Annotated in this window: 12 protein-coding genes; 7 read left to right on the top strand and 5 right to left on the bottom strand. The window is 54.5% G+C overall.

Annotated features, from left to right (window positions below; translation table 11 throughout):
* The first annotated feature begins 6 nt into the window (after positions 1 to 6).
* The 6 genes from lptB (at position 7) to npr (ending at position 4266) form a co-directional block, all read left to right on the top strand.
* The gene (gene lptB / locus E3U32_RS01520; RefSeq protein ID WP_134347401.1) at positions 7 to 732 is read left to right on the top strand and encodes an LPS export ABC transporter ATP-binding protein; all 726 of its coding nucleotides are present in this window, start codon (positions 7 to 9) and stop codon (positions 730 to 732) included.
* 47 nt (positions 733 to 779) lie between these two features.
* Complete coding sequence (gene rpoN, locus E3U32_RS01515; protein ID WP_134347400.1) at positions 780 to 2213, top strand: RNA polymerase factor sigma-54; 1434 nt, start codon at positions 780 to 782, stop codon at positions 2211 to 2213.
* A gap of 22 nt (positions 2214 to 2235) precedes the next feature.
* Positions 2236 to 2523 (top strand): ribosome hibernation promoting factor, encoded by a 288-nt coding sequence (gene hpf / locus E3U32_RS01510; RefSeq protein WP_013098943.1) that lies wholly within the window; start codon positions 2236 to 2238, stop codon positions 2521 to 2523.
* An 82-nt stretch (positions 2524 to 2605) separates the two neighbouring features.
* The gene (gene ptsN / locus E3U32_RS01505) at positions 2606 to 3097 is read left to right on the top strand and encodes a PTS IIA-like nitrogen regulatory protein PtsN (RefSeq protein ID WP_008501443.1); all 492 of its coding nucleotides are present in this window, start codon (positions 2606 to 2608) and stop codon (positions 3095 to 3097) included.
* Between the two features lie 45 nt (positions 3098 to 3142).
* Positions 3143 to 3997, top strand: coding sequence for an RNase adapter RapZ (rapZ, locus tag E3U32_RS01500; protein ID WP_047347692.1), 855 nt, complete (start codon positions 3143 to 3145; stop codon positions 3995 to 3997).
* On the top strand, positions 3994 to 4266 hold the full coding sequence (gene npr / locus E3U32_RS01495; RefSeq protein WP_003861872.1) for a PTS phosphocarrier protein NPr: 273 nt from the start codon (positions 3994 to 3996) through the stop codon (positions 4264 to 4266). Before rapZ ends, npr begins: the two co-directional genes overlap by 4 nt.
* Before the next feature lie 38 nt (positions 4267 to 4304).
* Here npr and mtgA read toward each other — a convergent pair whose 3' ends face one another.
* The 5 genes from mtgA to lptF form a co-directional block, all read right to left on the bottom strand.
* Positions 4305 to 5030: a monofunctional biosynthetic peptidoglycan transglycosylase gene (gene mtgA, locus E3U32_RS01490; RefSeq protein WP_134347399.1), complete on the bottom strand. Its 726-nt coding sequence runs from the start codon at positions 5028 to 5030 to the stop codon at positions 4305 to 4307.
* Complete coding sequence (elbB, locus tag E3U32_RS01485) at positions 5027 to 5680, bottom strand: isoprenoid biosynthesis glyoxalase ElbB (protein ID WP_134347464.1); 654 nt, start codon at positions 5678 to 5680, stop codon at positions 5027 to 5029. Before elbB ends, mtgA begins: the two co-directional genes overlap by 4 nt.
* 232 nt (positions 5681 to 5912) lie before the next feature.
* Entirely contained in the window at positions 5913 to 8246 is a 2334-nt protein-coding gene (arcB, locus tag E3U32_RS01480; protein ID WP_134347398.1) for an aerobic respiration two-component sensor histidine kinase ArcB, read from the bottom strand.
* A 135-nt stretch (positions 8247 to 8381) separates the two neighbouring features.
* Positions 8382 to 9464: an LPS export ABC transporter permease LptG gene (gene lptG, locus E3U32_RS01475; protein WP_134347397.1), complete on the bottom strand. Its 1083-nt coding sequence runs from the start codon at positions 9462 to 9464 to the stop codon at positions 8382 to 8384.
* Positions 9464 to 10564, bottom strand: a complete 1101-nt coding sequence (gene lptF, locus E3U32_RS01470; protein WP_134347396.1) for an LPS export ABC transporter permease LptF — start codon at positions 10562 to 10564, stop codon at positions 9464 to 9466. The genes lptG and lptF overlap by 1 nt, the downstream gene beginning before the upstream one ends.
* Positions 10565 to 10830: 266 nt before the next feature.
* Here lptF and pepA point away from each other — a divergent pair, with 266 nt between their 5' ends.
* A complete protein-coding gene (pepA, locus tag E3U32_RS01460; RefSeq protein ID WP_023309366.1) occupies positions 10831 to 12342 on the top strand; it encodes a leucyl aminopeptidase in 1512 nt (503 codons plus the stop codon).
* Positions 12343 to 12451: the final 109 nt, after the last annotated feature.

The following is a 12451-nucleotide window of genomic DNA, read 5'->3' as shown; positions in this document are numbered from 1 at the left end:
TTCGTTATGGCAACATTAACTGCAAAAAACCTCGCGAAGGCCTATAAGGGCCGCCGTGTCGTAGAAGATGTCAGTCTGACCGTCAACTCCGGCGAAATTGTGGGCCTGCTTGGCCCTAATGGTGCGGGTAAAACCACAACCTTCTACATGGTCGTTGGCATTGTGCCGCGCGATGCCGGCAACATTGTCATTGACGATGAAGACATCAGTCTTCTGCCGCTGCACGCGCGCGCGCGCCGTGGGATCGGCTATCTGCCGCAGGAAGCCTCCATTTTCCGTCGTCTTAGCGTTTACGATAACCTGATGGCGGTCCTGCAAATTCGTAACGATCTGACCAGCGAACAGCGTCAGGATCGTGCCAAAGAGCTGATGGAAGAGTTCCACATTGAGCATCTGCGTGACAGCCTCGGTCAGGCGCTCTCCGGGGGTGAACGTCGCCGCGTTGAGATTGCGCGTGCGCTGGCCGCAAACCCGAAATTTATCCTGCTGGATGAACCGTTTGCGGGCGTTGACCCGATCTCCGTTATCGACATTAAACGAATCATTGAACACCTGCGTGACAGCGGGCTTGGCGTATTGATCACCGACCACAACGTGCGTGAAACGCTGGCCGTGTGTGAACGTGCGTATATTGTGAGCCAGGGCAATCTGATCGCCCACGGTACGCCACAACAGATCCTCGAAGACGATCATGTTAAGCGCGTCTATCTTGGGGAAGACTTCAGACTCTGATAGGGTAGAGGTAACGTAACGCCGAACCGGAGAAAAATGCTCTGAACATGAAGCAAGGTTTGCAATTAAGGCTCAGCCAACAACTGGCGATGACGCCGCAGCTACAGCAGGCAATTCGCCTGTTGCAACTGTCCACGTTAGAACTTCAGCAGGAGCTCCAGCAGGCGCTGGACAGTAATCCCCTGCTGGAACAAACCGATCTTCATGACGAGGTAGAAACCCAGCAGTCGCAGGATACAGAAGCGCTCGACACCGCGGATGCACTCGAACAAAAAGAGATGCCGGACGAGCTTCCGCTGGATGCCAGTTGGGACGAAATCTACACCGCCGGAACCCCTTCCGGTACGCGTGCAGACTACCAGGACGATGAGCTACCGGTCTATCAGGGAGAAACCACCCAGTCGCTTCAGGATTACCTGATGTGGCAGGTGGAGCTGACCCCCTTCTCCGACACCGATCGTGCGATTGCCACGTCCATTGTCGATGCCGTGGATGACACGGGCTATTTAACCGTCACGCTGGACGATATCCTCGAAAGCATGGGCGACGAAGAGATTGAGCTTGAGGAAGTAGAAGCTGTTCTGAAGCGCATCCAGCGTTTCGATCCGGTAGGCGTGGCCGCAAAAGATCTGCGCGACTGCCTGCTGATCCAGCTTTCTCAGTTCAGCAAAGAGACGCCATGGCTCGATGAGGCGCGCGTCATCATTAGCGATCATCTGGATCTGTTGGCTAACCATGATTTCCGCAGCCTGATGCGCGTCACGCGCCTGAAAGAAGACGTGCTGAAAGAAGCGGTGAATCTGATTCAGTCGCTCGATCCGCGCCCCGGTCAGTCGATCCAGACCAGCGAACCCGAGTACGTGATCCCGGATGTGCTGGTCAGAAAACACAATGACCGATGGGTCGTTGAACTGAACTCTGACAGCATCCCTCGCCTGCAAATCAACCAGCAGTATGCCTCCATGTGCACCAGCGTGCGTAACGACTCCGACAATCAATATATTCGTAGCAATTTGCAGGAAGCGCGATGGTTGATCAAAAGTCTGGAGAGCCGAAATGATACGCTGCTACGCGTCAGCCGCTGCATTGTCGAACAGCAGCAGGCTTTCTTTGAGCAGGGCGAAGAGTATATGAAACCGATGGTGCTGGCGGATATCGCCCAGGCCGTCGAGATGCATGAATCAACCATTTCCCGTGTAACCACGCAGAAGTATCTGCACAGTCCGCGCGGTATTTTTGAGCTTAAGTATTTCTTCTCCAGCCACGTGAATACCGAGGGCGGCGGCGAAGCGTCGTCAACGGCGATTCGTGCCCTGGTGAAGAAGTTGATCGCCGCGGAGAACCCCGCGAAGCCACTGAGTGACAGTAAGTTAACCACCATGCTGTCCGATCAGGGTATTATGGTGGCACGTCGTACTGTTGCGAAGTATCGAGAGTCTTTATCCATTCCGCCGTCCAACCAGCGTAAACAGCTGGTCTGACACAACCGATAAGGAAGACACTATGCAGCTCAACATCACTGGACAAAACGTCGAAATTACTGAGGCTTTACGCGACTTTGTGAACACGAAGTTTGCGAAACTCGAGCAGTATTTCGAAAGGATCAATCAGGTCTATATTGTGTTGAAAGTGGAGAAAGTGACTCATATCTCGGATGCCACCCTGCATGTTAACGGGGGCGAACTCCATGCCAGTGCGGAAGGGCAGGACATGTACGCTGCTATCGACGGCTTGATTGATAAGCTTGCGCGACAGCTCAATAAACATAAAGATAAACTGAAACAACACTAATTGTCCGGGCAGTTAACGGGTGCAGGACGGCCTGTTGTGAAACACAACAGGCCATTTGTACAGTTAGCGCTTAGGTGAAATTATGATGAACAACGATTCCGCTCTTCAACTGAGCAATGTCCTTAACCAGGAATGTACCCGCAGTGCTGTTCACTGCCAGAGCAAAAAACGTGCGCTGGAGATCATCAGTGAACTGGCTGCAAAACAGCTGGGCCTGCCGCCGCAGGTGGTGTTCGAAGCGATCCTGACCCGTGAAAAAATGGGCAGTACCGGTATCGGCAACGGCATCGCGATCCCGCACGGCAAACTGGAAGAGGATACCCTGCGCGCCGTCGGTGTGTTTGTGCAGCTTGAAACACCTATCGCCTTCGATGCCATTGATAACCAGCCCGTCGATCTCCTCTTCGCGCTGCTGGTTCCTGCCGACCAAACGAAAACCCATCTGCATACGCTGTCGCTGGTCGCAAAACGTCTGGCCGATAAAACCATTTGCCGCCGACTGCGCTCGGCCCAAAGTGATGAAGAGCTCTATCAAATTATCACTGAAGCAGAAGGCAATCAGGATGATGCATAACCAGGAGATGGCCTTCACATCTGTTGTCCTGAGGAGAAACGGAACATGGTGCTGATGATTGTCAGTGGCCGTTCAGGGTCGGGGAAATCCGTTGCTCTGCGCGCGCTGGAAGACATGGGTTTTTACTGCGTAGATAACCTGCCGGTCGTGTTATTGCCCGACCTGGCTCGGACGCTTGCGGAAAGACAAACCTCTGCCGCCGTCAGTATCGACGTTCGTAATATGCCTGAATCGCCAGAAATTTTTGAGCAGGCGATGAGTAACCTGCCTGAGGCGTTTTCGCCTCAGCTGCTGTTTCTTGATGCAGACCGTAATACCCTGATCCGCCGATACAGCGATACCCGTCGTCTGCACCCGCTTTCCAGTAAGAACCTCTCTCTGGAGAGCGCTATCGATGAAGAGAGCGATCTGCTGGAGCCGCTCCGTTCACGTGCCGACCTGATTGTCGACACCTCGGAGATGTCCGTTCACGAGCTGGCGGAAATGCTGCGTACCCGGCTGTTGGGCAAGCGCGAGCGCGAACTGACGATGGTGTTCGAATCCTTTGGATTTAAGCACGGTATCCCGATTGATGCGGATTATGTTTTCGATGTGCGCTTCCTGCCGAACCCGCACTGGGATCCGAAACTGCGTCCAATGACCGGTCTGGATAAGCCCGTCGCGGCCTTCCTCGACAGGCACACAGAAGTTCACAATTTTATCTACCAGACGCGAAGCTACCTTGAGCTATGGTTACCAATGCTGGAGACAAACAATCGCAGCTACCTGACGGTGGCGATTGGCTGTACCGGCGGTAAACATCGTTCGGTTTACATCGCTGAACAGCTGGCCGACTATTTCCGCTCGCGCGGGAAGAACGTTCAGTCCCGTCATCGCACGCTGGAAAAACGTAAAACATGACCGTAAAACAAACCGTTGAGATCACCAACAAGCTGGGCATGCATGCACGCCCGGCGATGAAACTGTTTGAGCTGATGCAGGGTTTCGATGCTGAGGTTCTGCTGCGGAATGACGAAGGTACCGAAGCGGAAGCAAACAGCGTGATCGCGCTGCTGATGCTGGATTCCGCCAAAGGGCGCCAGATTGAAGTAGAAGCCACCGGCCCTCAGGAAGAGGAAGCGCTGGCGGCGGTGATTGCCCTGTTTAACGCAGGGTTCGACGAAGATTAAGGTCTGCTATTCAGCGGGTGGCGCTACGCTTACCCGCCCTACATTAATTTATTGCGCTCCATAAACCCTTCCCCTCCCAACTGACGCATCTGGCGCATGATCCACGCCTGTCGGCTTCGCACGTACCCTGATGGGGCACTGGCTTTAAAGCGGATGGGATTAGGTAAAACAGCCGCCAGGAGTGCCGCTTCTGACATACTCAGACGGCTGGCCGGTTTATTAAAATAACGCTGTGCGGCAGCTTCCACACCAAATATGCCGTCACCAAATTCAGCGACGTTGAGATAAACGGTCAGGATGCGCTTTTTGCTCCAGACTGTTTCCATCCCCAGGGTCAGGCCCGCTTCCAGCCCTTTTCGCACCCAGCTTCGCCCATCCCACAGAAACAGGTTTTTGGCCGTCTGTTGTGACAGCGTTGACGCGCCTCGCACGCGGTTTTCGTGGCGTTCGTTATGGGCAAGTGCCTTTTCAATGGCCGCAACGTCGAACCCCCAGTGCTCCGGGAATTTCTGATCCTCCGCCGCGATGACCGCCAGCCCCATGAACGGTGAGATCGCGTCCATGCTCACCCAGTCTGAGTGGGCCACATAGCTGAAATCGCCGGTGAGCCACGCGCCGAGCTGGCGCTCAACCATAACGGCAGAGAACGAAACCGGCATAATGCTGAATAAAGCCAGCCCGCCTCCCCAGAATACCGCCAGCACAAGAACGATGCGCAAGAGAATACGTTTCACCCATGCGCCTGCGCCAAATTGACGTCTCATTCAGTGAGCACCAGCACGCGAGCCACCAGCTTTTCAATACCTGAGGCGGCCTCTGCAATATTCTGCGCCAGCATATAAGCAGGCGTGGTGACAATTTTGTTATCTTCATCAACCACAATATCATCTACCGGGCACGGGACGTGTTCGCCCCCCATTTCCTCGACGATGTCTGCGGTATCAATATCCGTCCCGATAGTCAGGCGCAGCGGGAAATCAAAAATTTTGGGCAGCATGGCCGGGGCGATGCAGATAAAGCCCAGCGGTTTTCCCGCCGCGTGCATGGCCTGCGACAACGTTTTTAGATGAGGATCGATCTGACACTCCGCACCCTGCGCGGCAAAGGTGCTGAGATTTTTAGCAGCGCCAAACCCACCCGGCACAATTAACGCATCAAGCTCAGCGGCGTCTGCCTGAATAAGAGGATGGATATCACCTCGCGCAATACGCGCGGCTTCAATCAGTACATTACGGGTTTCCGCCATCGGCTCACCGGTCAGATGATTAATTACATCCGCCTGATTTTTGTCTGGCGCAAAGCAAATAACCTCTGCTCCCTGTTTTGCCAAAGCCAGCAGCGTGATGACGGCTTCATGTATCTCAGAACCATCGTAAACACCGCATCCGCTCAGCACGACACCAATCTTTTTCATCATGACGATCCTTTTCTGCAACTTGCTGAAGCACATTAATAATTTTGATTAAAACGCTATGCTTCACACATTTCACTGATTCATGTAACAAACCATTTAAGATTTGCTATCTTATCTGCGTGCGGCCTAAATTTTTCAGGCGGCGCCTTTTCGAAAATAACTTTAAAAAACAGGCGCAGCCACGATTTCCCTGGTGTTGGCGCAGTATTCGCGCACCCCGGTTAAGCCGGGGTCATTTTTTTCTGGCATCGACCCAGGCTTTAAGCACTGCAACATCGTTTTGCCACTCTTGTTTCATCTCTTCAACCCAATCACCCACGTTATCTTCCCAGGCAGGTAAATCAGGCGACTGAATCTGTTGACCCAGCTGCTGCAGGTGGCGTAAACCGACCGAGCCGGCTGCACCTTTGATTTTATGTCCTTCTTCCACGATGCCCTTCTGGTCCCGGGCGGTCAGGTTTGATTCCAGCACGCTCAGATAGCCAGGCATCATTTTTTCGAACACCGCCAGACCGTCGGTAATCAGTTTTGGACCAACCAGATCGATGTACTGCTCAAGCATTCCCGTATCGAGTATCGTTTGGGCTTTTGCGCTATCAACAGACGTCATGGTGCTCTCCTCTTCATCATGGGTATCCCAGAACTTCTTAATCATGGCGGTCAGAGCAGGCACCGCCAGCGGCTTGCTGAGTACATCGTCCATACCGGCATCGAGATACTCTTTTTTATCTTTCAGTACGTTCGCCGTCAACGCAACCAGCGGCGGCAGTTCATCGGCCGCGTACTGGCGCGTTAGTTCACGCGAGATATCCAGCCCGGTCATATCCGGTAATTGAATATCCAGCAGAACGAGGTCGTATTCGTCCGGTTTAAACATCTCCAGAGCGGCTTTACCCGTCATCGCGACATCGACGCTGTTGCCCAATTTTTCCAGCACAGAGCGCGCCACAATCACGTTCAGCTCAATATCTTCCACCAGCAGGACGTGCAGCGCAGGCAGCGGCATGTCGTCGTTATCAAAGGTATCCTCAACCTCTTCCGCCACCGCCGGCGCATGGACCGTCAGCGTGAAGGTTGATCCTTTGCCCGGCAGGCTGGCAACGGTGATATCGCCACCCATACTCTTCGCCAGCCGTTTTGACACCGCCAGGCCAATGCCTGTACCGGTGGCGGGTTTCCCGCCATTGCTGTCTTTCACCTGGTAGTACATCGCGAAAATTTTGTCCTGCTCCTCCTGCGGAATACCAATCCCGGAGTCTTCCACCTCGAAGTGCAGCATGTCGCCTTCGTCATAGCGGATACGCACCGCCACCTTCCCCTTCTGGGTAAATTTCACCGCGTTGCTGATCAGGTTCCACAGGATCTGGCGCAGCCGCGTACCGTCAGTCACCACTTTATGCGGCAGCGGCAGGGTGGGATCCATCACAAAGCTCAGCCCCTTCTGCTGCGCCTGCAGGCCGGACAGGTTTTCCAGATCGGCAAGGAAGCTGGTGAAATCAACCGGCTGGTTATCAAGCTGAACTTTACGACGCTCCATCTTATCCATGTCAATAATATCGTTGAAGATATTACCCAGCGTGACCGCCGAGACATGGATCGTTTTGAGGTATTTTTCCTGCTCTGCGGTCAGGTCGGTATCCAGCAGAATACGGCTCAGCCCGACAATGCCATTAAGCGGGGTGCGCAGTTCGTGGCTGATGGTCGAGATGAAGGTGGTTTTGTCACGGCTGGCGCGCTCAAGGGCATCCTGATAGCGCTTACGCTCGGTGATATCGCGGCCAAAGCCCATCAGGCCGTGGCGTTTCCCCACGCGGTCATAATAGGGCACCTTACGGATCTCGAAGCAGGCTTTACGTCCGTCCGGATAATCCAGCCACTGTTCATAGGTCAGTGAGACGTTATGGCGGAACACTTTTTCGTCCGTCTCCATGACCTTGGCGGCCGCCTCTTCGGAGTAAACGTCCTGTGGCTTCAGGTGAATCAGCTGCTTTTCGCTTTTCCCGGTGAGCAGTTCCATCGCCCGGTTACAGCCGGAAAACTCTTTATCTTCATTACGGTAGAACACCAGATCCGGTGAGGCATCAAGGAACGAACGCAGGAAAGAGGATTGCTGCTCGAGCTGGATCTGCGTGACCTCACGCTCTTTCATTTCGACTTTCAGCTGCTCCAGCGTGGCCTGACGCTCGGCTTCCGCCTTCTCACGATCTGAAATCTCCTGATTCAGCTGCGCAATGTTGTCTTTGAGCTGAACGTTGAGCTTCAGGTCGCGCTCGCGCATCTCCTCCAGTTTGTCGACCAGTTTTGACAGGCGCTGGCGGGACTCTTCCAGTTGCTCAACGACGACGGAGAGGAAATAGACCGCCCAGGGGGTAATGAGTAAGCCAAAGAAGATAGAGCGGATAACGTCGATACTTTCGACCTGACCATGCAGAACCATGGTCACGGCCATTTGCACCACAATGGCCAGCACAACCAGCGCCAGCGCCAGCAGCATGGAGAAACGCACCAGCCCGAGCTTCATCATCAGATCGACGTAGTACTGGGCAAGCATTCGAATTTGCTTCATAGAGGATCCCTTCACGACTTTATCGCTCAATAATACTCAAATTCGCGACGGGGCGTTGAAGGATGTGAGAAAAAGTGCGGGGTGAAACAGGAGATTAGCCTCGCTCCCGGCTAACCGGAAGCGAGGAGAGGTCAATCAGGAGCGTTTCAGAAGCAGCCAGAGGCTAATCAGGAGGAAACTGGCGCTCGGCAGCAGTGCACCAATAATCGGCGGAATGCCATACACCAGCGTCAGCGGACCGAAGATCTGATCGAGCACGTAGAACACAAAACCGAAGCTAATACCGGTCACGACGCGTACCCCCATCGGCACACTGCGCAACGGGCCGAAGATAAACGACAGCGCCATCAGCATCATCACCGCCACAGACATCGGCTGGAAGATTTTGCTCCACATATTGAGCTGATAACGTCCCGCATCCTGCCCGCTCGACTTCAGGTATTTCACATAGTTGTGTAAACCGCTGATGGAGAGCGCGTCCGGATCCAGCGCCACCACTCCGAGCTTATCGGGCGTGAGGTTAGTCTTCCACGTGCCGGTCACCGTCTGAGACCCGGTGATCTGTTTCGGATCTGTCAGGTCAGACTCATCAACCTGGGACAAACGCCATTGCTTATTTTCAGGGTCAAACTTCGCAGAAGAGGCGTGTCTGACGGACTGCAAACGGCGCTGATCGTTGAAAGCGTAGATACTGACACCGCCTAACTCATCGTTGCCTTTCACACGTTCGATGTAGACGAAGCTTTTGCCATCTTTCGCCCATAACCCTTGCTGAGTGGAAAGCAGAGACCCACCGTACATCGCCTGAGCACGGTAGTTACGCGCCGTCTGTTCGCCCTGCGGTGCCACCCACTCGCCAATCGCCATGGTCAACAGCACCAGCGGGATTGCGGTTTTCATGACCGACAGCGCGACCTGCATACGGGTAAAACCCGATGCCTGCATAACAACCAGCTCACTGCGCTGCGCCAGCATACCCAGCCCCAGCAACGCACCCAGTAGCGCCGCCATCGGGAAGAAGATCTGCACATCTTTCGGCACGCTGAGCAGGGTATACATCCCCGCGCCCAACGCGTCATAACTCCCCTGCCCGGCTTTTTTCAACTGATCGACAAATTTGATAATGCCTGAGAGCGACACCAGCATGAACAACGTCATCATGATGGTGGTAAAAATGGTTTTACCGATATAGCGATCGAGAACGCCAAACGCCTGCATTAGATGGCTCCTTTACGCGAGAATCGGGCACGTATGCGGCGCACAGGCACCGTATCCCACAGGTTTAATCCCAGCGCCAGTAAGATGTACAAGCTGTTGACGAACCATGTCCAGACCATGGGATCCAGCTTACCCTTCGCGCCGTTGGAGCGAATCGAGGTTTGCAGCAGGAAGTAGATCAGGTAAAGCAGCATCGCCGGCAGCATAGAGAGCACGCGTCCCTGACGAGGGTTCACCACGCTCAGCGGAACAACAATCAGCGCCATCATAAACACGGTGAAGACAAGAGTAATACGCCAGTGGAACTCAGCGCGCGCTCTGTTGGTATCGGTATTCCACAGGGTACGCATGTCCATTTGCTCGGTATCCGTTGGATCGAGCGCCACAGTCTGATGGCCAATAATGGCCTGGTAGTTCTGGAAATCCGTAATACGGAAGTCACGCAGCATCGCGGTGCCTTCGAAACGGGTCCCCTTATTCAGCGTCACGATCTGTGAACCGTCTTTGCGCTGCGCAAGTTGACCAGAGTCTGCGATGACCACTGACGGACGCGCGTTACCTTTAGTCCGCAGCTGCGCCAGGAATACGTCGTTAAATTTACTGCCGTCAACGCTCTCAATGAACAGCACTGAGTTTCCGTCGGTCGCCTGCTGGAACTGCCCCTGAGCTAGCGCCGCCATGCCGGGGTTTGCTTTCGCTTCGGCCAGCACTTCGTCCTGATGACGGGAAGACATGGGGCCCGCCCACATCACATTCACCGCCGCAACAATACCCGTGAACAACGCCAGTATCATGGCGGCTTTCACCAGTACGGCTTTACTCAGGCCACAGGCATGCATCACCGTGATTTCACTCTCGGTGTAGAGCTTCCCAAGCGTCATGAGCAGACCAAGGAAAAGACTTAGCGGCAGGATAAGCTGCGCCATTTCCGGGATCCCTAAACCAAGCAGGGAAAGCACCAGATTCGTTGGAATTTCGCCGTCAACGGCCGCACCGAGGATCTTAACCAGCTTCTGACAGAAAAAAATCAGCAGCAGGATGAAGAGGATCGCCAGTTGGCTTTTGAGCGTCTCCCGCACCAGATATCTTATGATTATCACTTTAAATACGCCCGTAAAAACCCGTCTCTTTGCAGGAATTTCGCTTGTTTCATGGCTTAAACGTCATTTATTCTCTTGAGTCGTCGAAATCATCGCTAAGATTAAAACATCCGGCGGATTCACGCTTCAGGACTTTTTCTGACGTGTCGAAACCGTAGTAACGTAAGATTAACACGAAGTCACCACAACAGCGGACATGAGTTACGAAAGGTTTCAATTCTATCCGTAGCTGCCGCCGTTGTCTTTAAGATTCAGGAGCGTAGTGCATGGAGTTCAGTGTAAAAAGCGGTAGCCCGGAGAAACAGCGGAGTGCCTGCATCGTTGTGGGCGTCTTTGAACCACGCCGACTCTCCCCGATCGCCGAGCAACTCGATAAAATCAGTGACGGCTATATTAGCGCCCTGCTGCGCCGTGGCGAACTGGAAGGCAAACCTGGGCAGACGCTGTTACTGCACCATGTTCCGAACGTACTGTCAGAACGTATTCTGCTGATTGGCTGCGGCAAAGAACGCGAGCTGGATGAACGTCAGTATAAGCAGGTGATTCAGAAAACGATTAATACGCTGAATGACACCGGTTCAATGGAAGCCGTCTGCTTCCTGACAGAGCTGCACGTTAAGGGGCGTAACACCTACTGGAAAGTGCGCCAGGCGGTCGAAACGGCAAAAGAAAGCCTGTACAGCTTCGATCAGCTGAAGACCAATAAAAGCGAGCCGCGTCGTCCGCTGCGTAAAATGGTCTTTAACGTGCCAACCCGTCGCGAGCTGACCAGCGGCGAGCGCGCCATTCAGCATGGTCTGGCCATTGCTGCCGGCATTAAAGCCGCCAAAGATCTCGGCAACATGCCGCCTAACATCTGTAACGCCGCGTACCTGGCTTCGCAGGCGCGTCAGTTGGCTGACGCCTACAGCAAGAATGTCATTACCCGCGTCATCGGCGAACAGCAGATGAAAGAGCTGGGGATGCACTCTTATCTGGCGGTCGGTAACGGCTCTCAGAACGAATCCCTGATGTCCGTTATCGAGTACAAGGGCAATCCGTCCGAAGACGCGCGCCCTATCGTGCTCGTCGGTAAAGGCCTGACCTTCGACTCCGGCGGTATTTCCATCAAGCCTGCCGAAGGCATGGATGAGATGAAGTACGACATGTGCGGCGCGGCGGCGGTTTATGGCGTGATGCGCATGGTAGCGGAGCTTCAGTTGCCCATTAACGTGATTGGTGTACTGGCAGGCTGCGAAAACATGCCTGGCGGTCGCGCTTATCGTCCGGGTGACGTCCTGACCACCATGTCCGGGCAGACGGTTGAAGTGCTGAACACCGACGCTGAAGGCCGTCTGGTGCTGTGTGACGTGCTGACCTACGTGGAGCGCTTCGAGCCGGAAGCGGTGATTGACGTCGCCACGCTCACCGGCGCCTGTGTGATTGCGCTGGGCCACCACATCACTGGCCTGATGTCGAACCATAATCCGCTGGCGCACGAGCTTATCGGTGCCTCGGAGCAGGCCGGCGACCGCGCATGGCGTCTGCCACTGGGTGACGAGTATCAGGATCAGCTGGAATCTAACTTTGCGGATATGGCGAACATCGGCGGACGTCCTGGCGGGGCGATCACCGCGGGCTGCTTCCTGGCACGCTTCACCCGCAAGTACAACTGGGCGCACCTGGATATCGCGGGCACTGCATGGCGCTCCGGTAAGGCCAAAGGCGCAACCGGTCGTCCGGTGGCGCTTCTGTCGCAGTTCCTGCTCAATCGTGCGGGTTTTAACGGCGACGAGTGATGTAAAACGCCGGGTGGCAGCTTCGCCTTACCCGGCCTACAACGTCACTCACCGTAGGCCGGGTAAGCTAGCGCCACCCGGCTTTGCATTTAAATCCACGACAAGAAGC

Origin of the sequence: Lelliottia nimipressuralis, assembly GCF_004402045.1 — a bacterium.
GTDB lineage: Bacteria > Pseudomonadota > Gammaproteobacteria > Enterobacterales > Enterobacteriaceae > Enterobacter > Enterobacter chinensis.
The sequence above is the reverse complement of the archived record's forward strand: the minus strand, read 5'-3'. Positions and strand labels throughout refer to the sequence as shown.